Genomic DNA, 1,430 nt, shown 5'->3' with positions numbered 1-1,430 from the left:
ATAATAGGCACTTCATTATTTTTTTCTCTAATTTCTTTGGCTAATGTATATCCATCTTTGTATGGCATCATAACATCAAGGATGCACAAATCGTAGGTATCTTTTTTAAATTTTTCAAAACCTTCCATACCATTTTTAGCTAAAGTCACATCAAAGTCATTTAACATTAAATAGTCTTTAAGGACTGCTCCAAAATTAAGATCATCTTCAACTAATAGTATTTTTTTATTTGTATTTTCCATATTTTAATTTATTAATGGTAATTTTATTATGAAGGTACTTCCTTTTCCCTTTTCACTTTCTACATAAACGTGACCGTTATGATCATCTACAATTCTCTTTACATACGCAAGACCTAAACCATGACCTTTAACGTTATGTATATCTCCCGTGTGCTCACGGTAAAACTTTTCAAAAACTCTTTTTTGAGCAACTTTGCTCATTCCTAACCCTTTATCCTTTACCTTTATAATCACCATATCCTTGATATTCTCAGTTAAGATTTCAATTTCTGGAGTATTGGGTGAATATTTAACCGCATTTTCAAGTATGTTAACAATTACATTTGTAAAATGAACATCATTAATTAAGACAGTAGTTCTTACAGCTTTAAAATCACACTTTATTGTGCCTTGTCTATCTTCTATTATTAAATTAACATGATCTATAGCGTCTTCAATTATTTCATGTATATTGTTAGATTCTTTTGAAATATCTAACTCCTTCTTTTCTAATTTTGATATTCTCAAAACGTTTTCAACCTGGGCATGCATCCGCTTGTTTTCGTCCTTAATCATTTGTAAGTACCGTAAAACCTTATCTTTATCATCAATGATTTTAGGATTCTTAATGGCATCAAGAGCTAAATTTATGGTTGCAATAGGAGTTTTAAACTCATGCGTCATATTATTTATAAAATCATTTTTAATTTCTGAGATCTGACGTTGTCTTATTAATTGATTCAACGCACTTGAATACGCAATTATTATAATTAGCGTAAACACTATTGAAAGTATTGTAATACTAACCAACTCTGATAATAAAAATTTCTTTTTTTGAGGAAATGTCACTAACAATTGATATTTACTATTCCCTTCATTATCCGTAAATACTGGTATAGAATAGGTAGCTTCTTTATTGTACTTAAAATCTCCAGACTTTACATTAGTTGCTAGATTATTATTGTATACACTGAACTCAAATTTAGTATCTACACCCGATTCCAATAATTCTTTACGAATCATTTTATTAAGAGTTTCTTTTGTTACCCTTTCTTGTATGGGTAATACTGAAGCAAAATCTTTGTAAAATATTTCAAATGATGCATTATCAAGAACATTCAAATTTCCTGATTTCTCAATTTTTATATCCGGAATCAAACTTTGACTTCCACCTATTTTATCAATAGACTTATCGCTATAAACTTCTGT

At 28.8% G+C, this 1,430-nt stretch carries 2 protein-coding genes; both read right to left on the bottom strand.

Annotated elements, in window-relative coordinates; genetic code table 11:
• A partial coding sequence (locus FPG59_RS16015; RefSeq protein ID WP_140344721.1) for a response regulator occupies positions 1–242 on the bottom strand: 242 nt, incomplete at its 3' end.
• Between the two features lie 3 nt (positions 243–245).
• Positions 246–1,430 (bottom strand): sensor histidine kinase KdpD (locus FPG59_RS16010; RefSeq protein ID WP_086455525.1); only part of this gene is annotated, 1,185 nt, incomplete at its 5' end.

Source organism: Flavobacterium sp. FPG59 (genome assembly GCF_002150205.1).
Taxonomy (GTDB): domain Bacteria; phylum Bacteroidota; class Bacteroidia; order Flavobacteriales; family Flavobacteriaceae; genus Flavobacterium.
This window is presented reverse-complemented; position numbering and strand designations above follow the sequence as displayed.